This is a genomic window from Ectothiorhodospira sp. BSL-9, assembly GCF_001632845.1.
Taxonomy (GTDB): domain Bacteria; phylum Pseudomonadota; class Gammaproteobacteria; order Ectothiorhodospirales; family Ectothiorhodospiraceae; genus Ectothiorhodospira.
This window is the reverse complement of the sequence record NZ_CP011994.1, coordinates 3,071,001-3,091,219: the sequence shown is the minus strand read 5'-3', so window position 1 is coordinate 3,091,219 and position 20,219 is coordinate 3,071,001. Positions and strand designations below refer to the sequence as shown.

Below are 20,219 nucleotides of genomic sequence, written 5' to 3'. Positions count from 1 at the left end.
AGGCGAAACATGAACGAACCCGATGACAGGCGGGACAAGCGGGTCAGGGAGCAGGCGGCACAGGCCCTGAAGGCAGGGGATTTCGAACTGGCCGAACGCCTCCTGGCTTCGGGCGATGTGGATCTGGCGCGGCTTACCGAGACCTTGCGCACCTATCAGGTGGAGCTGGAAACCCAGAACGCGGAACTGCGCGAGAGTCAGCTCACCTCCTGGAAGCTTCAGGGATGCTATTCCGCCCTGTTCCACGGCCTGCCCCTGCCGGCCCTGGTGGTGGATCCCACCGGTATCATGCTGGATGCCAACCAGCGGGCCGTGGAGCAGTTCGGGCTTTCCACCCAACAGATGCGCGGACAACTGCTGCGGCGTCTGTTCCATGTGCAGGGGCTGGACCATGTGAACCGCACTCTCGAGGAGGCGGGCCGCGAGGGTGAGGCCGTGCTCAGGGGCATAGAGCTCAGGCATCAGGGCGGGGGTACCTTTCCGGGGGATCTGCATGTGCATCGGCTCCCTGGACGAGACGGGCGGGATTCGGATTTTGCCTGCGTGGTGGTGGACCTGAGCGTCCACAAGGATGCCGAAGCCCGTCTGGAGGCAGCCCTGCAGGCCCTGGAGGCCAGCGAGCGGCGCTACCGCATTGCCGCCGATTACTCGCCGGACTGGGATTACTGGTATGGCGCCGATGGCAGCCTCAAGTATGTCTCTCCAGCCTGTGAGGTCGTGAGCGGCTATACCCGGCAGGACTTTCTCAAGGACCCGGATCTGCTCCAGAGGCTCATGCCCCCCGAGGACGCTGTGCGCTGGCAGGCCCACATGGACGAAATCAACGCCAATGGCGCCTCGTTGCCCAGACATCAGATGGAGTTTCGCATCCGCCATCGCAATGGGGAAGAGCGCTGGATCGAGCACGAATGCCTTCCGGTGGTGGCTGAGTGCGGTGAATACCTGGGGCGTCGGGCCGTCAACCGGGACATCACCCGGCGCCGGCGGGCCGAACAGTCCCTGCGCGATCGCGAACACCGGGATCTGCTATTCACCCAGTCCATCATCGATTCCCTCAAGTCCAGCATCTGCGTGCTGGATCGTCGCGGGGACATCATTACCGTTAATCGTGCCTGGCGGGAATTTGCCAATAGCAACGGGGGGGTGAACGGCCGTGTGGCCGAGGGCGTGAACTACCTGGAGATCTGTGATCGGGCCATTGCCGAGGGTGAGGAGGGCGTTCGGACGATCGCTGACGGGATCCGCGAGGTGCTCTCGGGCAGCAGGAATGCCTACGAGGCGGACTATGAGATGGGCAATGACTACTACATCCTGCGGGTCTCATCGCTGCGGCACGAGGCGGAGCAACCAGAGCATGTGGTGGTCAGCCATGTGGATGTCTCGGAGATCAAGCGTGCCGAGACGGCCATGCGCCAGGCCAAGGATGAAGCCGAGTATGCCAACCGGGCCAAGTCGGAGTTTCTGTCCGCCATGAGCCACGAGTTGCGTACCCCCATGAATGCCATCCTGGGTTTCTCGCAACTGCTGGAAGCCGATCCCAGCCTGGGAGAGGAGCAACAGGAAAACCTTCAGGAGATCCTCAAGGGGGGGCGGCATCTGTTGGCCCTGATCAATCAGGTGCTGGATCTGGCCAAGGTGGAATCGGGACGCATGGATCTGTCTCCCGAAAATCTGGGGCTGGAAGACGTGGTGGAAGAATGTGCGCAACTGGTCATGCCTCTGGCGGATCAGCGGGGCATCGTCGTGGATGTGGGAGAACCGGCTGGCCGCCGTGTATGGGCCGACCGGGTGCGACTCAAGCAGGTGCTGATCAACCTGCTATCCAATGCCGTGAAGTACAACCGGGATGGCGGCCGGATTCAACTTCACTATGGGCTCAAGGAGCCCGAAAGGACGCTGCGTATCGGCGTTGAGGATACGGGTCCAGGTATCAGCCAGGCCCGCCAGGCCCAATTGTTCGAACCTTTCAACCGACTGGGGGCGGATGCCACCGGCATGGAGGGGACCGGCATCGGGCTGTCCCTGTCGCGCAGCATGATCCAGGCCATGGGTGGCCAGATCGGTGTCATCAGTACACCGGATGAGGGCAGCACCTTCTGGATTGAACTCCCCATACCCGAGGACGACCATCTGGAGACAACAGGGGGGGGCAGTACCGCACGGACTCCAGACCCGCATCACAAGACGGAAGATCAGGCAGCCCGCCGCACCGTGCTCTATGTGGATGACAACCCCTCCAACCTCAACCTTGTGGAGCAGATCCTCAAACGGCGTCGCCGGGGCGTGCGGCTCATCGGGGCGCATACCTCGGGTACGGGGCTGGAACTGGCTCGCGCGCAGCGACCGGATCTGATCCTCATGGACATCAACATGCCGCACATGAACGGCTTCCAGGTGCTCGATCGCCTGAAGCAGCACCCTGAAACGTTCGATATCCCGGTGCTGGCCCTGACGGCCTATGCCTCGGAGCGGGACTCGGCCAAGCTCAGTGAGGCCGGCTTTCAGGGGCACCTCACCAAGCCCCTGGACGTGGAGGACTTCCTGGCCGAGGTGGATACCTGGCTTGAATAGCGTTCGCGCTCAGATTCGCCCCACTTGCTGGGCCTGTGGCAAGGGATGCTCCCGAGCCGGTATCCACTCCAGAATGAACTGAGCAATGGCCTCCGGGTCGTTCAAATCCAGGACCGGCAGGTGGGCGTTGAGCGAGTCGGGCGCATCCGTGGCCACGGCGATGATGTCCGGGTCGTCCGGGTGTAGCAGCGGTTGACCCAGGGAGGGTCGATGCAGTTCGATCTTGGGAAAGCACTCCGACTTGAAACCCTCCACCAGGATCAGGTCCGAGCGTGCCGGGTCCAGGTGTTCCACCAGGGTCCATAGATCCGGCTCGTGGGGTTCCTGCTCGTCCACCATCAGGGCAAAGCGGTGACGGGAAGCGATGAGCATCTGCGCCGCGCCGGCCTTGCGCAGCTCGAAGCTGTCCTTGCCCGGCTTGTCCACATCAAAGGCATGATGGGCATGCTTGATCATGGCGATGCGCAGTCCACGGTTTTTGAGCAGGGGGATGAGTTGCACCAGCAGGGTGGTCTTTCCCGTGCCGCTCCAGGCGGCAAAGCCCAGCAAGGGCAGGGTGCTCATGGTCATCGAACCTCCGGGGGTTTCATGGCCGTCATGCCCATGGCCCCGGCCCGGCAATCGGGACAGATGCACAGGTGGGCGGCGCTCACATCATTGGCGTGCAAGGCGGCGATGATGCCAGCCAGCTCACCCTCGGCCATGAAGGGTTCACTACAACGGGAACAGGTGATCGGGTGGGTGTCCCCGGCGTTCTTGTCGGCCTCTTTCCCCGTGAAGGGATTGTCCCGAACCGGTGGGGGTGCCTGATCCGTGGGTTGGGGGGCGGCTTCCCGCTGGGGCAGTTGTTCCAGCAGCCGCAGGATGGCCTGATGGGTGAAGTCGGCAAGCTGGCTGTAGACGGGGGGTAGGTGGTAGGCGGCCTCGCCCGTCTGGCACTGGCTGACCAGATTCTTCAGCCAGCCGCGCAGATACCGGCTGGTAAAGCCCCGGGCGTCGTGAAGATAGGTCTCGGGATCAGCCGCCGTCGGGGCCTCGGCCAGGAGGAAGGCCACGAATTGCAGCTGCAGGGCCAGATGATCCGGCAACTGGTGAAGGTTGGGATCCCGGGCCAGCGCGTGGGCCTGGTAGACCTGCTCCATCTCCACGGCGCTGGGACCCATGAGCTGGCCGTCCAGGTGGCGTCCGGCGTTGAGCGAGGCCGGGGTGGGGGGCGAGAGGAACAGCCGGCTGTAGCACTTGAGCAGGGCCTGTTCATCGTCTGCCCAATGCCCCAGATGCTCCGACCATTGGGCCAGGGCGGCGTTGGTGGTGAAGCCCAGTGTGTCGTTGAGATCCTGAAGGTCACGGGGCAGGTCATGGATGATGGCGTGTTGAAACGAGGGGTCCCGTGGTGGCAAAAAGGCCTGTCCGAGGCACAGCAGCGTCTCCGCCCAGGGTTGCAGATCCTTGGTGGGCGTGGTGGGTAAAGGGGATGTGGTCAGCATGGTCATGTCCTCAACGTCGCCCCGGGGGCGAGGGCCGTGAAGGCGCATCCGTGATGCTGCCCTTGGCGACCCATGCCCCCGGGAGGTCTGTCAGCCCTTGCAGGCCCTTTTCAGAGCCGACTATCGCGATGATCGCCGTTCGTCGGGAAGGCCCGCAGGTTGAATTTCCAGGAGCCGAAGGCGTAGATCAACAGACCGATGCCGGCGCCCAGTACCACCAGGCCCCATTCGGCCATGGAGGGGCTGTAGGTGCTCAGTGTCTGTGACCAGGTTCCTTTCCACAGTGGCACCAACTGACCGCCCACCACGTACTCATAACGCCCGATGAACACTGCCATCAGGATCAGTGCCGCGCTGGCCATCTGAACCACCGGAAGGGCTCTCAGGGCAGGGATCAGCAGCAGCACGAAGGGCAGGACCATCCCCAGCCAGAATTCCACGTGGAACAGCAACGTACCCACCTGATGCTGCATCACCAGGCTGATCTCCGGGTTGTTGCTCCACAGACCGGTGATGGTGCGGCTGATGTTGAAGACCAGCACGATGCCCAGCACCGTGAGCAGGGCCTTGGGCAGGTGTCCTTCCATGAGCGTGCGCATGGAGGTGCTCATACGCTGAGTGCGGATGCCGTAGGAGAAGTAGGTGAACAGGGTGGCAAAGGCCAGCCCCGACAGGGCCGCGGTGGCCAGGAAGTACACCGGCACGAAGGAGCCATACCAGAAGGGGCGCATGGCCATCATGCCGAACACCAGCCCCAGGGTGGCGTGGGCGATGATCACCGTGACCACCGAGGCGATGCCCACGTTGCGGCTGCTCCTGCTGTTCCAGTCGCCACGGTGCAGGAAGGTGAACTTCCACACCAGCAGGGCCAGGTAGAGGAAGTAGAAGGCCCCCATCCAGAACATGGGGGAGCGTATCTGCATGTTCAGGGGGATGGCCCAGATCATGCGCACCGGGTTGCCGATCTCCAGCCCCAGGGAGATGAAGCCGGCAATCAGGGTGGCAATGGCCAGCCAGACGCAGCGTTTGGCGATGGGATAAAAGGACTTGATACCAAAGATCATGGCCATGGAGGCCACGAAGGTCAGTCCCGTGGATGAGAGCACGAAGAAGACATAGGCGGAGACGGGCAGGCCCCAGACCACACCGTCACTGTAGACATTGAAGGCGGCGTGGCCCTCGGTGAACAGGCGGAAGGCGATGAACAGGCCCACCAGGGTGAAGAGGATTCCCACCGTCAGCATGGCGACGGGGGTGCCCCGGGGATCCTGACCCGGGGCCATGTGCTCAGCGGTTGTACTCATGATGCGTGTCCTCTAACGGAATCAGGATTTCGGCGCCGGGCGGAAGGCGGGAATACCGGCCCCCGAACCCAGGTAGTACACCTGCGGGCGGTTGCCGGTGTGATCCAGCATGCGTACACCTTTCTTGTTGCCGATGAGCTTGTTGACGTGGGATTCAGGATTGTCCAGATCGCCAAAAAAGCGCGCCTTGGGCGGGCAGGTGCGCACGCAGGCGGGCACGTACTCGGTCAGCTGCGGGTCGTCCTCGTCCAGGTCCGCCACGCCCTCGGGGGCCTGGCTGACCTTGTGATGGCAGAAGGTGCACTTGGAGACCACCCCCTTGGGCTGGATGCCGATGCCGCGGCGCCAGTCCACGTTGGGGTTCTGGTAGGGCGGGCTCCACTGCTGGCCGTCCTGCCCCGGGAAGACCTGTTTCAGGTCGGGTTCGAGCAGGGGGCGCTCGTCGGTGTAGAAGCGCACCCCATAGGGACAGGCGATCATGCAGTATTTGCAGCCGATGCACTTGCTCCAGTCCACGAATACGATGCCGCCGGCGTCCATGTCCTTGTAGGTGGCGCGGGTGGGGCACACGTGTACGCAGGAGGGGCTTTCACAGTGCATACAGGGCCTGGGCAGCCATTTGAGTTGGGCGCTGGGGTACTCCCCTGCGTGGTAGTACAGGACGTCCTGCCAGGATTCCCCCGGCAGAGTGTTGTTTTCCATGGCACAGGCGGTGGTGCAGGCCTGACAGCCCGTGCATTTGTCCAGGTCGATGACCATTCCCCATTTAGGCATGTCGGTAACTCCTCGAATTCATCCAGGCCATGATCAGGCGCGCTCGATGTTGACGGTGGCGGTGTAGTAGCAGGCCAGGCCCGAGATCGGATCGGACTGGTTCTCGGTGATTTCCCCGGAATGCCCCGGTAACCGGTCACGGCCCTGGCCCGTGGCCCAGCGACCCTGGGCCCAGTGGCCGTATTCCATGGGCAGCACCAGGGTGTCGGGGCGATTGCCGGCCACGAAACGCGCCACGGCCAGGATGCTCTGGGACTCGCCTCGCACCTGGGCAGTGAGGCGCACCCGGTCGCCGTTACGGATGCCGTGGTCCCGGGCCGTCTGGGGGTGAATCTCCAGGAAAACCGTGCCCCGGCCGCCGGCCATGGGCTGGATGTAGGAGATGGCCTGGGGGATGTTGGCGCTGCGGCCCTCGGCGTGCAGGGGCACCTTGGGGGTGACGAAGTGCAGCTTGCCTTCCCCGGTGTGACGGGCCTCCACCCACTGGATCAGGCTCACCCGTTCCTCGGGGATGCCCATCTCCCGATGGATATAGGCGGCGTGATTCTCAAGGAAGCCAGAGACGAACTCGAATTTGCCCGAGGGGGTCTTGATGAGCTTCTCCTTGACCTCCTCGGGGCTCATCCGCTGGGTGTAGTCCTCGCCATCCCAGGCATAGAACTCGCCTCTGAACTGGCGCCAGTGGTAGGGCTTCTTGTACCAGACGCCCTTCTCCTTCCAGCTTTCGAAGTCGTTCACGCCGTTGTCGCCCGGGTCGTCGGCAAAACCGGCGGCGCGATGGCGCAGCAGGTTCTCCACGCTGTCCAGTTCCCGGTAATAGTCACCCATGGGCCCGTTGATGCGCTTGCCGATCTCGATGAGCATGTCACCGAAGTGCCTGGTGTCGTGGATGGGGTCCACCGCCGGCACCCGCAGGGCGGCCATGGGCCAGCCTTCAAAGGGATAGGTGGGAGAGTCCTGCAGGCGCTCCAGATAGGTGTGCTCCGGCAGGATGAGATCGGCATACATGGCCGTTTCGCCGGGGAACGGGGAGGTGTCGATAATGAACACATCCTTCAGGGCCTCTTCCCAGAGTTTGGGGTCGGGCGCCGTCCAGATGGGGTTGGTGTAGAAGAACATGGCGGTGTCGAGCTTGTAGGGATCTCCCGCTAGATGATGGCCTGCCACCTCCTGCATCATGTGACTGGTCATGGGCCAGGCCTCGGTACCCGCCTTGTCGATACGCACGATCTCGCCGTCACGGATCCTTTCCTGCATCTGTCGGGCGTGATCGTCCATGAAATCATCCGCGTTCACCGGCAGGGCGCCGTAGGAGGGGCCCATCTGGTAGAACAGGCCGCCCTCGGCAAACAGGCTGCCCACCAGGGCGTTGAGGGCGTGGATGGCCATGCCGTTGTAGGTGCCGTTGAAGTGGGCTGTGGGGCCGCGTTCCATGAGGGCAATGGCGGGGCGGGTGGTGCCGAACTCGCGGGCCACGCGAACGATGTCCCGGGCCGGGATGCCGGTGATGCTGGCGGCCCACTCGGGGGTGCGCTCGAGCAGTTCCTCGTTCCACCAGGTTTCCAGACCGTGCACCCATTTCTCCTCGAAGCTGCCGGATTCAATGCGCTGTCCCGCCTGGAAGCGCTGGCCCGACTCGGCAAAGTCACCCACAAACTCCTTGTCCCACAGGTCTTCGGTGAGGATGACATGGGCAATGGCCAGGGCCAGGGCCCCGTCAGTGGCCGGCTTGATCATCAGATAGCGGTCCGAGGCCGCCATGGTGGGATTCATGCGCACGTCGATGCTGGTCACCTGGGTGCGCGGACTCTTGGTGCGCATGTGGCCCCACATCTGCATCAGGTAGTTGTAGGGTCGAAAGGCCTCCAGGAAGCCGGCGCCGAAGTTCAGGATGTAATTGCAGTTCCTGTAGTCGTAGGCGTTGTAGGAGTTGTTGCCGTCGGTGGCCTGCTTGGCACGCTTGGAGCCTTCGGCGCAGATGGAGGCATGGCCGATGGCCGAGTTGGGTGTGCCATAGAGTTTGCCAAAGTCCCCGTAGAGGCCGGCATCCGAGGAACCCCAGCCGCGCCCGTAGAAATGGGCAAATCGGTGGGATTCGCCGCGCTCACGCAGGCTGTTCATGCGCTCGGCCACCATGTCCAGGGCCTCGTCCCAGGAGATGGGCACGAATTCCGGGTCTTCGTCCCGCCCCTTATTGGGGTTGGTGCGTTTCATGGGGCCGGTGAAGCGGTCCGGGTCATACAGGAAATAGGCGCCCAGGTGGCCCTTGGGGCACAGCTTGCCATTGGCGATGGGGTTGCCCTTGTCGCCGTAGATGGCGGTGACCTTGCCATCGGTGGTGTACACGTCGATGCCGCAGCGGGCCGGGCACTGGGCGCAGATGTTCTTGGTGATGCGGGTTTCCCCCCGGGTCTGGGCCGTTGCCGGCTGCGGGCGGGTGGACAGGGCGGTGAAACCGGCGAACTTGGCGGCGCCGACACCGGCCACGCCAGCGGCGCCACCCGCTTGCAGGAAACGGCGCCGGGTGACGAGGGATTTGAGTAGATTCATGGTGTGTGGCTCTCCTGGGTGGTGTGCTGATGGGCTGATCAAGGGGTCATGCCGAACAGGCGATGCAGCTCCGTTTCGAAAAGGCCACGGCCCTTCTGGCATTGCGGGCACAGGGGCAGGGCCTCGTCGGATAGCTCATGCTCGTTGCAGGGGAAATCCTGACCGCATTCACCGCAGCGTCGCGTGCCATGGCGGGTCAGGGTCCGGGGGGCGGCCGGGTTGGCGTCTTCGGGCCAGGCCGGGCGGATCTCGATGGCCTGCTCCGGGCACAGGGCCTGACACTCACCGCACTGGATGCAGGTCACGGGATCGAATCGGATGCCCCGCTCATCGGCATCCCTGTAGGTGCTGAGGGCGGCGGTGGGGCAGGCGCGGGCACAAATGCCGTGATTATGGCAACGCTGCGGGTCGATATGGGCGTGCGCCAGATTCAGTTGAAGTGATGGGCTGCCCTGATCCCGGGCCATTTGCGTGAGCAGGGTCAATTGCGCCAGGCGTTCGCTGGGCCGTATGCGCCGTGTGCCATCGGGCCTGGGCAGGGATGGGGACGTGGTCTCAATCCCCTGAACAGTTTGCGAGGCGCTGGCCACCTCTCCCGCCAGTTGACGAAAAAACGCGCGCCGGTTGACCGTGCGGGTAAGCCCCGGGTCCGGTGTCTCGCCCTGTCTGAGACGAGGCGGAAGCGGGGCCTCGATGCGCTGGATGCCGGGCAGCTCCGGGGCCGCCCCGGCAAGCTGTGTCAGGGCAGCATCCAGGGCAGGCAGGTCGGCCTTTTGGCCCCCGGCGCTGCACTGGGAACACCAGCCACGGTCCAGGTACTTCACGGCGACACCGGTGGCGGCCAGGGCCAGCCATTGACTGGTTTTCAGGCCGCCGAGGCAGGGTACGCGCACCGCGCCCTCGGGGGACTCCGCTTGTGGGACGCGCAGGCAGTCCAGGTGCAGCTCGGCGCGGGCCGGGTCTGGTGGGACGACCTGGAGTCCCGGTAGGGTGAGGGCATGAGTGGGACAGGCAGCCACGCAGCGTCCGCATTGCACGCAGGCATCGCCGCTCAGTTGGAGGTGGGCACCGGATGTCTCCGCTGACCAGCTCAGGGCACCTGTGGGACAGGCTCCGATACAGGCATCGCAGGCGATGCGTGGAAACCGTCCGGGCAGGCAGGCTGAGCGCGCCACCCACAGGGATGCATGTGGGGCCAGGGGCTGATAGGCTGCCGCTGCCCGCGTCGTCGCGTCTGTCACATCTCCTCCTCCGTGCTGCGCCGGTCGCTTCCCTCGACCGACCCGGGGCTGTGCCCTCGGGGGTGTTTATGGTTATATTGTGTTTTATCAAAAACCCTGCATTGAGTGTGCCAATACCACCCAATGGCCCTGGAAAGCGGTTTGTCTTCAGGAGGGGCAGGCCAGGGGTTACCCATGGGTAACGGCTTGACGGTGGTTAAGGGGTGGAGTGTTACCGTTTGGTAACGACAGACACGGTTAGACTCGAACACAATGACCCGGGAATTCACACCACGAAGACGTTTCCTGAAGGCCGCCGCCGGCGTCCTGGCCGTGGGTATGACCCCGTGGGGAAGCGTCCTGGCGGAGGATGAGGCGGACACCCTGCGCATTGGCCTGACGCCGGTGTTCCTGGATGATCAGGCGGCCTTTCTGCAGCGTTGGCGGGAGGACCTGTCGCGACGCCTGGGTCGCCCCGTGCGCTTTGTGCAGCGCGCCAGTTACCGGGAGGTAACCGAACTCTTGCTGGAGGGTCGCCTCGACGCAGCGTGGTTGTGTGGTTTCCCCTATGTTCTCCATGAGGATCGCCTGCGGCTGCTGGCCGTGCCGCTGTACCGGGGACAACCCCGGTATCGCTCCTATCTGCTGGTGCCCGCCAGCGATACCCGCACCCGATCGTTGATGGATCTGGAGGGGCAGGTCTTCGCCTTCTCCGACCCCTTGTCCAATTCGGGTCATCTGTTCGTGCAGTACCGGTTGATGCGGGAGGGACAGGGGGTCGAGCATTTCTTTCGGCGCAGTTTTTTCACCTGGTCCCATCGCAAGGTGATCGAGGCCACGGCAGTGGGGCTGGCGCAGGGTGGCGCGGTGGATAGCTATGTCTGGGAAACCCTGGCGCAGTTCTCTCCCCGGATCACGGACCGCACCCGGGTGGTGGAGCGCTCCCCCCCGTTCGGATTTCCCCCTTTCGTGACCCGCAAGGATCTGCCAGAGAGGGATTTTCAGGCCCTGCGATCGGCCCTGGTGGACAGAATCCGGGACCCGGAGACGGAGCGGCTGATGTCACGCCTGAATCTGGATGGCTTCATCCCCGGAGAGCCCGAACTGTTCGACGAGATCCGGCGCATGGCTCAGGCTCTGGGGCGGATCTGACCATGCTGCTACTGCGCGACCTGAGCTTTCGCTACAAGATCCCGCTGCGGGCCACGGTGCTGGTGCTGATCACCTCGTTCACTGTCACCGGGGCCATCATGGCGCGGGAATATGAGCAACTACGCCATGACCTGTTCGACAACGCAGCCAGCCTGGGGCGGGTGCTGGCGGAGACCCTGGTGACGCCCATGGTGCACGACGATGTGTGGCGGACCTATGAGATCATCAACACGCCGTTTCACACCGGCGAAGAGACGGCCCTGGGGGCGGAATTGCTGATGGTCCTGGATGAGCGGGACCGGGTGTACGTCTCCACACAGCCCATGCGTCAGCCCATCCTCACCCGGCTGGACTCGCTGGGCCCTCAGTACGCGGGGCTGCAGGCGCGGCTGGCCACACTGTCCCTGGACCAGCCCCGCGCCGTGGAGATCGCCGAGACCGGGCACTTCTATCTGGTGGCCCCCATCCAGCTGGACGGCGTTCATCTGGGGACCCTGATCATGGAGTACCCCAAGTCGTTGTTCGTGCCCCGGTTTCTGGGCATTGTCTCGCGGGCCGGCTGGGTGACCCTGTTGGTGCTGGTGATCCTGTTGCCCCTGTCCTGGTACTGGGGCCGACGCATGGCCGAGCCCCTGCTGCAACTGGCGGACTGCATGGGGCGTGTGGGCTCGCGCATCCCGGAAGAGAAGGAGTGTCGCTTGTATGAGTCCCGGGACGAGATCGGTCAGGCCGGGGCCCAGCTCAGGCGCATGCTCGCGGAGTTGCGCCAGAAGCAGGCCCTGGAGCAGAGCATGGTGGCCACGGAGCGACTCGCAGCCATCGGCCGTCTGACCTCGGGGATCGCCCATGAAATCAACAACCCACTGGGGGGCATGCTCAACGCCATCAGCACCTACAAGCGCCATGGCCCGCCGGAGGGCATTGCCGGTCGGACTGTCTCGCTACTGGAGCGGGGGCTGCTGCAGATCAAGGATACGGTGGGGGCCCTGCTGGTGGAGTCACGGCTGGAGGGGCATGATCTGACGCCCCAGGATCTTGACGACATACACACCCTCATCCAGCCCGATGCCCACAAGAAACAGGTGACAGTCGTCTGGAATAATGCCGTCACCGGGACGCTGCCCCTGCCATCCACCCAGGTGCGCCAGGCACTCTTGAATCTGTTGCTCAATGCCCTGAACGCCAGCGAGGCTGGCGGGGTGATCCACTGTGATCTGGGCGTCCACAACGATGTGTTGTCGCTGATCGTGGGCAATGGCGGTCGCGGCATCGAGCCCGAGCGCATGGCCCATCTGTTCGAGCCGTTCACCGGGCAGGGTCAGGGGCATGGGCTCGGTCTTTGGGTGACCTACCAGCTGGTGCAGCAACTGGGCGGCGGGATCCATGTGGAGAGTTCCCCAGGTGACACCCGTTTTCATGTCAATCTGCCCCTGACCCGGGATTCCCAGGAGGTTTCATGAATGCGCCAGCCCGGCTGTGTCTGATCGAGGATGATCCCATCATGGGCGAATCCCTGTGTGACCGCTTCGAACTGGAGGGTTTTGGCTGTCACTGGTTCCGGCAGACCGGGGAGGCCAGGTCCGCCCTGGTGGAGCAGGAATACGCGGCGGTGATCAGCGATATCCGCCTGCCCGATGGCCAGGGTGATGAACTGTTCCTGTCGCTGGCCGAGCAGGGGGTGCCGCTGCCGCCCTGGCTCTTCATCACCGCCTATGGGAGCGTGGATCGGGCCGTGACCGTGCTCAAGTCCGGTGCCACCGATTACATCACCAAGCCCTTCGATCTGGACGCCCTCATCGACAAGCTGCGCATCCTGGTGGGTCCCATGGACAAGGAGGGGGAGGCCGCCGGGGCGCTGGGTGTATCCCCCACCATGCGGCGCATCGGCCGGCTCCTGCCCCGCCTGGCCGCCCAGGCCGGCACCATCCTCATCACGGGGGAATCCGGGGTGGGCAAGGAGGCGGTGGCCCGGGAGATTCATCGCCTGGATCCTGCCTCCTCGGATCGACCCTTCATCGCGGTGAATTGTGGCGGTCTCACGGAGAGCCTGCTGGAGGCCGAGTTGTTCGGTCATGAGAAGGGCGCCTTTACCGGCGCCGTGCGGGCCCGTCCCGGGGTGTTCGAACAGGCCGACGGAGGCACCCTGTTCCTGGACGAGGTGGGCGACATGCCCCTGGTGATGCAGGTGAAATTACTCAGGGCCATCCAGGAGCGTCAGGTGGTGCGCGTGGGGGGCGAGCAGCCGATTTCGGTCAACCTGCGCCTGATCTGCGCCACCCACCGGGACCTGCGTGCCCTGGTGGACGAGGGACGTTTCCGGGAGGACCTGTATTACCGCATCCACGTGATTCACTTGCGGCTGCCGCCCCTGCGGGAGCGCCGGGACGACATCCCCTGGCTGGTGCGGCAGTTCCTGGAGGCCTTCGTGCGTGCCACCGGCGAGCGCAAGCAATTGCCGCCGGAGACGGAACATGCCCTGATGCGCCATGACTGGCCCGGCAACATCCGCGAACTCAAGCACGCCATCGAGCGGGCCTGCATCCTCAGCCCCGGCGAGACCCTGACCCGGGAGGCGTTGTTCGACGAACCCCTGATCACCGAGGGCGAGGAGGGGACTGCAGGCGCGACATGGACCTTGAGCGAGCACCTGCAATCCTGTGAACGTGCCTACATCGTCGGCGCACTGGAGGCCAACGGCGGCCATGTGGCCCGCACGGCCGAATCCCTGGGCATCAGCCGCAAGAATCTGTGGGAGCGCATGAAACGCCTGGGGCTTTAGGGGGTGGGCCTTTAGAAATTGGCCTCCATGAACAGATAGGTGCGATTGACGTTCATCCGGTGCCAGTCATCGTAATGGCGCAGGTGCTGGAATTCCGGCAAGTCCGCCAGACGGGCCACCACCTCATCCAGGGTTTCCCAGTTCTCCAGGCCCTCCCGCACCTCGCGTACCAGGGTGGCCAGGTAATCACCGGTATCCCGCTGTGCCGTGGCCAGGTCGGTGGCCTCCCCATGGCCGGGAACGACCACCTCCGGCGCCCAGGACGCCATCGTCTCGAAGGCCTTGAGTTGTTCCACCGGGTTGCTCCAGGGATGAATACCCAGCATGCGCTCGGTGTAGACCACATCCCCGGTGAAGACCACGTGGTGATCGGGCAGGTGCAGGAGGATGTCCCCAGGGAAGTGGGCATCGCCGGCATGGACCATCTCGAAGCGCACCCCGCCCAGCTCGAAGTCGTGGCGATCACCCGCAATGGGTGAGGGCGCGGGGCGCGGCTCGGTGCCCGCCATGGCCGCGTCCCCCAGAGTATCCGTGAGACGATCCAGATGCTGTCGGGCAAACTCCGCCTGGGTGGCGGCAGTGCGCTCAAGGGCCAGGATCTCGGCGCCCTGGGAGAGGAAATACTCATTGCCCAGCCAGCGGTGATCCTGGCTGCCCAGGTTGATCACATGGGTGATGGGCTGGTCGGTCACCTCGGCCACCGCCTGCTCGATACGCTGCGCCACATGGTGACTGGGCCCACTGTCGATGAGCACCACGCCCTTGTCAGTGATCACGAACCCCACGTTGTTGTTCATGCCCAGATTGGTCTCGGTGCGGTTTTCCAGGGAGCCGAAAAAATAATGGATCTGATCCGTGATGGCCCGGGGCTCAAGGATGTGCTCAATGGGGCGGTCCTCGTCCGCCTGGGCCATGGCCAGGGGGGAAAGCAATAGCCCGGTCAGGACAAGATGGGGTATGCGGGCACTGGCACTCATGGTTTTTTCTCCGTTATGGTGAAAAAGAGGAGGGGTTTCAGCCCATGTTTTCATTATGCCTTAAGGAGCATAACCATATAACAGAGTGAGCGCCAAGCCTCCCGCTCACCCATCCATTTCGATGAACCGCAAGGACCGACCACGGTCACAGGACACATGACAGTCGACGATCACCCCCAATACCGCCTCAACTCACCCCTTTGCGCTGGTGCTCGTGGTGCTCCCTTGATGACTCGCTGGGCAATCCCGCTGGCGCTGCTGGCCGCCCTGGTGCTCCCCGCCTGTTCGGGCGGTGCCGACGAGGACGACGACGACGGAGCAGGGCCGGGTCCCTCGGGTCAGGCCGTGACCATCAGCTATGTGGAACTGCAACCAGAAACGGTGACGCTGACGCAGCGGGCCCTGGGTGAGTTACGGTCACGGAATGATCCCCGTGTGGCCGCCGAGGTATCTGGCGCGGTGAAACGACTGTTGGTGAACGAGGGGGATCGGGTCCAGGCCGGGGATCTCATCGCCGAGCTGGATGAAGAGGACTACGTGCTCCGCCGCGACCAGGCCGAAGCTGACGTGAAGCGATTCAATGCCCGGTCGGCCCTGCAGGAACTCACGGTGGTGCGCTATCGGGAGCTGCATGAGAACAACCACGTGTCGTCCCAGGAACTGGACGAAGTGGAGGCGGAACTGGATGTGACCCGGGAGGAACTGGCGGCCTCGCGTCTGGCCCTGCGTGCCGCAGAGCGGGATCTGGAACGCACACGTGTGAAGGCCCCCTTCGATGGCGAGATCGATGAGCGCCTGGTCAGCGAGGGCGATTACGTTCAGACCGGCACCGCCCTGTATCGCTTGACCACTTCGGACATGCTGCAGGTGCGGGTGTCCTTTCCCGAGACCCTGGCCACCGAGTTGGAGATCGGCATGCCCCTCAAGGTGCGCAACCGCGCCGCCCGGGTGAGCGAACTGGAAACCGAGATCACCGAGATCCGCCCGGCCATCAGCCTGGATGGGCGCGCCATCCGGGCCATTGCCCTGGTGGAGAACCCCGGCGGCTGGCGCAGCGGCTCCAGTGTGAACGTGGAGTTGATCCTGTCGGAGCGGGAGGGTCTGACGGTGCCGCGTCAGGCGCTGGTGCAGCGACCCGATGGGGATACGGTTTACGTGCTGGATGCGGACGACGAGACAGTGGAGGCCCGACGTGTGGAGGTGGGGCAACGCACCGCCGACTGGGTGGAGATCCTGGATGGGCTCGAAGCCGGCGACAAGGTCGCCGTGGATGGGGCCGGGTTCCTCACCGATGGCGCCTCCGTGAACGCCTCACCCCAAGAGGGTGACGACGAACAATGATGACGCTTTCCGAACTTTCCATTCGCCGGCACGTGCTGGCGGTGATGATCAGTGCCGTGATCGTGCTGTTTGGTCTGATCTCGCTGCAGGACGTGGGCACCGACCGCATTCCCAATATCGATTTCCCGGTGATCAGTGTCACCGTCACCCAGACCGGGGCGGACCCGGAGATCATCGACTCCGCCATCACCAGCGAGGTGGAGCGAGCGGTGAACACCGTGCCCGGGATCGACAACATCACCTCCCAGTCGGTGCCGGGGGCCTCCATCGTCAACATCATCTTCGATCTGGAGAAGGATGTGGACGTGGCCTTCAACGAAGTGCAGGCCCAGGTGAGTCAGGTGGTGGCGGAACTGCCCTCCGATGCGGATCAACCCGTGGTGGACAAGGTGGAGTTCGATGCCCAGCCCATCATGTGGCTGGCCCTGCAGGGGGACCGCACCCGCCAGCAACTGGATACCTACGCCCGCAACGAGATTCGCCAGCAGATCGAGAACATCAACGGCGTGGGCGAGGTGCGCATTGGCGGGGGGCTTGAGCGGAACATCCGTGTGGAGATCGACCCCGACCGACTCAACGCTTTCGGCGTGACCATCCCGGATCTCATGGCCGCCTTCGAGGAAGAGCATGTTCAGATGCCCGGGGGCTTTCTGGTGGGCGGTGACCGGGAGGATCAGCTCAAGCTGGACCTGGAATACCACAGCCCCGAGGAACTGGAGGAGATGGTCATCGGCGCTCATGGCGGCTCTCTGGTGTACCTGAGGGACGTGGCCGATGTGATCGACGGACTGGCGGATCGGCGGGGCCTGGCCCGCTTCAATGGCGAACCGACCGTGGGTCTGGGGATCGTCAAGGTCTCCGGTGCCAACACCGTGGCCATCATCGAGGAGGTGAAGGAGATCCTGGATGACCAGATCCGCCCCCAGTTGCCGCCGGGGATGCAGATCACCATCTCCTCCGACGAGTCGGTGTTCATCCTGGAGCAGATCGACTCGCTTTACCTCACCATTGCGCTGGGGATTATTTTCTCGGCGCTGGTCATGTGGCTGTTCCTGAAGAATCTGCGCTCCACGCTGATCATTGCCCTGTCCATCCCCGTCTCGCTGATGGCGGCCGTGGCGGTGGTGTACTTCTTTGGCTACACCCTCAATTCCATCACCATGCTGGCCATGCTGCTGCTCATCGGCATCGTGGTGGACGACGCCATCGTGGTGCTGGAGAACATCTATCGGCATCGGGAGCAATACAAGGAAGGGCCGGTGAAGGGAGCCATCTCCGGTTCGAAGGAGGTGTTCTTCGCGGTGATTGCCTCCACCCTTGCCCTGGTGTCCATCTTCGCCTCGGTGATCTTCCTGGAGGCGACGGTGGGGCGGTTCTTTGAATCCTTTGCCGTGGTGGTCACCTTCGGCGTGCTGGCCTCCAGTCTCGTGGCCCTCACCCTGATTCCCATGCTGTGCTCCCGGTTCCTGACGGTGCGTACCGAGCATGGCCCGGTGTACAACGCCCTGGAAAAGGGCTTCCGGGGTCTGGAATCCGTTTATCGGCGAAGCCTTGCTGCGGGGTTGAACTGGCGCTGGTCGGTCCTGGCGGCATCGCTGGTGGGGCTTGTGGTGGTGGGCAGCCTGATCTTCCCCCGGGTGGGTGGGGAGTTTGCGCCTTCCGAGGATACCGGGCAGTTCGTGGTCATCTTCCAGACCCCGCAGGGGTCGAGCATCGATTACACCGATCGGCGCATGGCCGAGATTGAACAGATCGTGCTGGATCAACCCGAGGTGGATCGCATGTTCGCGGCCATTGGTCTGGGGGATGCGGGGCAGGTGTACGAGGGGATCTCATTCATTCGCATGGTGCCCCGCAATGAGCGCAGCGCCAGTCAGCAGGAGGTGATTGACCGTATCTCGCCCAAGCTCGGGCAACTGGCGGGTGTGCGGGCCTTTGCCACCGAGGTGCCGTTTGTGCCCGGGCAGCGGGGTGATCCGCTGCAGTTTGCCGTCACCGGGCCCGATCTGACCGAAGTGGCCAGCCTGGCTCGCGAAATGCGCTCGCGCCTGGAAGAGGTGGATGGCATGGGGCGTCTGGACATGCAACTGGACCTGGAGCGCCCGGAACTGGCCCTGAACGTGGACCGTGAACGGGCCCGCGATCTGGGGATGACCGCCCGTCAGGTGGCTCAGGCCGTGGAGGTGATGGTGGGTGGTATCGACGTGGCGCGTTTCAACGACCCGGACGATGGCGGCCAGCGTTACGACATTCGGCTCAAGGGCCGCGAGGATGCCTTCACCCGCCCCGACGATCTGCAGAAACTGTATCTGCGGTCGGGCAATGGGGAACTGGTGCGCCTGGATACCGTGGCCCGCATGGAAGCGGGGATCGGGCCGGCGGTGATCAACCGCTACAACCTGAACTACTCGGCCGAATTCTATGGCAGCCCGACCATGCCCCTGGGCGAGGCGGTGGAAAAGCTGCAGGCCATTGGCGACGACGTGCTGCCCCTGGGTTATAACGTGGAACTGATGGGGCAGGCCGAGGAGATGCAGCGGGCCATTGGCGCCATGCTGTTCGTGCTGTTCCTGGCGGTTTCACTGGTGTATATCGTGCTGGCCAGTCAGTTCAATTCCTTCACCCAGCCGTTGATCATCATGGCGGCCCAGCCCATCGCCCTGGTGGGCGGTATCGTCGGTCTGTGGGTGGGTGGATTCACCCTCAATATCTTCTCCATGATCGGCATGGTGCTGCTCATGGGACTGGTCACCAAGAACGGCATCCTGCTGGTGGATCTCACCAATCAGTACCGTCGCAATCGGGGTCTGAGCGTGGATGAAGCCCTTCAGGAGGCCTGCCCCATCAGGCTGCGCCCCGTGTTGATGACCTCACTGACCCTGATCCTGGCCCTGTTGCCGGCGGCCCTGGGCTTTGGGGCAGGGGCGGAGACCAATGCGCCCATGGCGGCAGCCATCATCGCCGGCATGATTGCCGCGCTGGTGCTGACCTTGCTGCTGATCCCCATCGCCTACTCGTTGGTGGAGAACTTCCTGGAGCGCCGTGGTTTTGGCCGGCGCACCCGTGAGATCGAGGAGGAACCGGTGTAAGGGTCAGGCCTTGCCGGCGTCCTTCTTCAACAGGCCCTCCAGGCGGGCGACTTCCGCCTGGGCCTCCACCAGGTCGGTGACGTCGTATTGCACCCCCAGGTAATAGATGAGGTTCCCCTCGGAGTCGAACAACGGTCGGATGTTCAGGCGATTGTGGAACAGGGCGCCATCCTTGCGGTAGTTGCGCAGGGTGACTTCCACCTGCCGATGCTCCGCCAGGGCCTTGCGGATCTCGTCGAGGCCCGGCTGATCATGTTCATCGCCCTGCAGGAAACGGCAGTTGCGGCCCAGGATCTCCTCCTGGCTGTAACCGGTGAGCTGCTCAAAGACCGAGTTGGCATAGACGATGGGGTTGTCCGGTTGATCCGGGTCCGACAGGGTGACGCCGTTGACGCAGGTGTCCAGGATCTGGGCCAGCACGGAAGGGATCAGACCCGGGTCTTTTTCAGCGGTGAACTGCATGGTGCGATGACTCCGGTAAGAGAATCGATTTTCAGCCTGGGGGTGGGGTCGGGCTGAGTGGTTCCAGCTCGGTCTCGGCCAGACCCTTGATGTTCCGCGCCGTCCTGTCGGTACCTTCCTGCACGGCAATGCGGATGAGCTTTTCGAAAGGCCGCATGGCGAAACCCAGCTTGGCCAGTTCAAAGGTAAAGGTCAGTTCGGTGTGTCCATCCCGGGGGGTGAACTCATAGTCGATGCGGAAAGGATCCTTGATGCCGCGAAAGGAGACGCGTGATCCGGGCTCGAGTGCCACTACGCGAAACTCGGCCTCGGTCCGCCGACCCTGGTCCACGCGTACCTGATGCCCCGTCCAACCCGGTCGCAGCGGACCGCTGGTGAGTGCACGCAGGGATTTGACCTCGGGTGACCAGCGCGGGTAGTTCTTGATGAAGTCATCCACGATGAAACTGAATACCTGCTCCAGCGGACGTTTGATGAGTGTCCTGGATTGGGCTTTGACCATAAGCGGCGCCT

General features: G+C 63.8%; 15 protein-coding genes. 6 read left to right on the top strand and 9 right to left on the bottom strand.

What is annotated here, in order from left to right:
- The first annotated feature begins 9 nt into the window (after nucleotides 1-9).
- Nucleotides 10-2,571: a PAS domain-containing hybrid sensor histidine kinase/response regulator gene (locus tag ECTOBSL9_RS14200; RefSeq protein ID WP_063465596.1), complete on the top strand. Its 2,562-nt coding sequence runs from the start codon at nucleotides 10-12 to the stop codon at nucleotides 2,569-2,571.
- A 9-nt stretch (nucleotides 2,572-2,580) separates the two neighbouring features.
- Here ECTOBSL9_RS14200 and mobB read toward each other — a convergent pair whose 3' ends face one another.
- From mobB to ECTOBSL9_RS14170, 6 genes are all read right to left on the bottom strand, one after another.
- Nucleotides 2,581-3,141: a molybdopterin-guanine dinucleotide biosynthesis protein MobB gene (gene mobB, locus ECTOBSL9_RS14195; RefSeq protein ID WP_063465595.1), complete on the bottom strand. Its 561-nt coding sequence runs from the start codon at nucleotides 3,139-3,141 to the stop codon at nucleotides 2,581-2,583.
- A complete protein-coding gene (locus tag ECTOBSL9_RS14190) occupies nucleotides 3,138-4,058 on the bottom strand; it encodes a molecular chaperone (protein ID WP_168161575.1) in 921 nt (306 codons plus the stop codon). The genes mobB and ECTOBSL9_RS14190 overlap by 4 nt, the downstream gene beginning before the upstream one ends.
- Before the next feature lie 110 nt (nucleotides 4,059-4,168).
- Nucleotides 4,169-5,362: an NrfD/PsrC family molybdoenzyme membrane anchor subunit gene (gene nrfD / locus ECTOBSL9_RS14185; protein ID WP_063465593.1), complete on the bottom strand. Its 1,194-nt coding sequence runs from the start codon at nucleotides 5,360-5,362 to the stop codon at nucleotides 4,169-4,171.
- Nucleotides 5,363-5,383: 21 nt separating this feature from the next.
- Nucleotides 5,384-6,121, bottom strand: a complete 738-nt coding sequence (locus ECTOBSL9_RS14180) for a 4Fe-4S dicluster domain-containing protein (RefSeq protein ID WP_063465592.1) — start codon at nucleotides 6,119-6,121, stop codon at nucleotides 5,384-5,386.
- 48 nt (nucleotides 6,122-6,169) lie between these two features.
- Nucleotides 6,170-8,686 (bottom strand): molybdopterin-dependent oxidoreductase, encoded by a 2,517-nt coding sequence (locus ECTOBSL9_RS14175; protein WP_063465591.1) that lies wholly within the window; start codon nucleotides 8,684-8,686, stop codon nucleotides 6,170-6,172.
- A 38-nt stretch (nucleotides 8,687-8,724) separates the two neighbouring features.
- Entirely contained in the window at nucleotides 8,725-9,927 is a 1,203-nt protein-coding gene (locus tag ECTOBSL9_RS14170) for a 4Fe-4S dicluster domain-containing protein (RefSeq protein WP_082829967.1), read from the bottom strand.
- Nucleotides 9,928-10,179: 252 nt separating this feature from the next.
- Here ECTOBSL9_RS14170 and ECTOBSL9_RS14165 point away from each other — a divergent pair, with 252 nt between their 5' ends.
- Genes ECTOBSL9_RS14165 through ECTOBSL9_RS14155 form a run of 3 tightly spaced genes read left to right on the top strand, consistent with a single transcriptional unit; the run spans nucleotide 10,180 to nucleotide 13,837 of the window.
- Nucleotides 10,180-11,058 carry a PhnD/SsuA/transferrin family substrate-binding protein gene (locus tag ECTOBSL9_RS14165; protein ID WP_082829966.1) on the top strand — a complete coding sequence of 293 codons (879 nt, stop codon included), beginning with the start codon at nucleotides 10,180-10,182 and terminating at the stop codon, nucleotides 11,056-11,058.
- A gap of 2 nt (nucleotides 11,059-11,060) precedes the next feature.
- Nucleotides 11,061-12,518, top strand: a complete 1,458-nt coding sequence (locus ECTOBSL9_RS14160) for a sensor histidine kinase (protein ID WP_063465589.1) — start codon at nucleotides 11,061-11,063, stop codon at nucleotides 12,516-12,518.
- Nucleotides 12,515-13,837, top strand: coding sequence for a sigma-54 dependent transcriptional regulator (locus tag ECTOBSL9_RS14155; protein WP_063465588.1), 1,323 nt, complete (start codon nucleotides 12,515-12,517; stop codon nucleotides 13,835-13,837). The genes ECTOBSL9_RS14160 and ECTOBSL9_RS14155 overlap by 4 nt, the downstream gene beginning before the upstream one ends.
- Nucleotides 13,838-13,848: 11 nt before the next feature.
- Here ECTOBSL9_RS14155 and ECTOBSL9_RS14150 read toward each other — a convergent pair whose 3' ends face one another.
- The gene (locus ECTOBSL9_RS14150) at nucleotides 13,849-14,814 is read right to left on the bottom strand and encodes an MBL fold metallo-hydrolase (protein ID WP_063465587.1); all 966 of its coding nucleotides are present in this window, start codon (nucleotides 14,812-14,814) and stop codon (nucleotides 13,849-13,851) included.
- 228 nt (nucleotides 14,815-15,042) lie between these two features.
- On the opposite strand from ECTOBSL9_RS14150, the gene ECTOBSL9_RS14145 reads away from it, so the two are divergent.
- Together ECTOBSL9_RS14145 and ECTOBSL9_RS14140 are read left to right on the top strand one after the other, a co-directional pair.
- On the top strand, nucleotides 15,043-16,155 hold the full coding sequence (locus ECTOBSL9_RS14145; protein WP_063465586.1) for an efflux RND transporter periplasmic adaptor subunit: 1,113 nt from the start codon (nucleotides 15,043-15,045) through the stop codon (nucleotides 16,153-16,155).
- Nucleotides 16,152-19,244 (top strand): efflux RND transporter permease subunit, encoded by a 3,093-nt coding sequence (locus ECTOBSL9_RS14140; RefSeq protein ID WP_240480997.1) that lies wholly within the window; start codon nucleotides 16,152-16,154, stop codon nucleotides 19,242-19,244. Before ECTOBSL9_RS14145 ends, ECTOBSL9_RS14140 begins: the two co-directional genes overlap by 4 nt.
- A gap of 3 nt (nucleotides 19,245-19,247) precedes the next feature.
- Here ECTOBSL9_RS14140 and ECTOBSL9_RS14135 read toward each other — a convergent pair whose 3' ends face one another.
- Nucleotides 19,248-19,706: a PAS domain-containing protein gene (locus ECTOBSL9_RS14135; protein ID WP_063465585.1), complete on the bottom strand. Its 459-nt coding sequence runs from the start codon at nucleotides 19,704-19,706 to the stop codon at nucleotides 19,248-19,250.
- 31 nt (nucleotides 19,707-19,737) lie between these two features.
- Complete coding sequence (locus tag ECTOBSL9_RS14130; protein WP_063465584.1) at nucleotides 19,738-20,208, bottom strand: SRPBCC family protein; 471 nt, start codon at nucleotides 20,206-20,208, stop codon at nucleotides 19,738-19,740.
- Between the last annotated feature and the right edge of the window lie 11 nt (nucleotides 20,209-20,219).